Genomic DNA, 267 nt, shown 5'->3' on the forward strand with positions numbered 1-267 from the left:
TCCGTTAGCCAACGGATATGAATTCTACACTCTAACCATCTGAGCTACCAAATTTTTGACGAATGATTTCCCAAACGAATTTGCGACCGTTTGCTGATTTTAACTGTTTTTCTCTTTTAAGGGCTGCTGATTTTAATTCAAAATCTTCAGTGTAAGCAATAGTCCAGGGGCGATATTTAATGGTGTGGCCTTTAGTAGAAAGTTGGTTATGGGAGATAAGGCGGTTGTCTACATCAGATGAATACCCGATATAAATTTTATTGAACA

The 267-nt window shown here is 37.5% G+C and carries 1 protein-coding gene; it reads right to left on the minus strand.

The window, feature by feature from the left end; genetic code table 11:
* Positions 1-31: 31 nt before the first annotated feature.
* Positions 32-267 (minus strand): GIY-YIG nuclease family protein (locus tag FFF34_019655; protein ID TSD62039.1); only part of this gene is annotated, 236 nt, incomplete at its 5' end.

The organism is Inquilinus sp. KBS0705, from assembly GCA_005938025.2.
In the GTDB taxonomy this organism is placed as follows: domain Bacteria; phylum Bacteroidota; class Bacteroidia; order Sphingobacteriales; family Sphingobacteriaceae; genus Mucilaginibacter.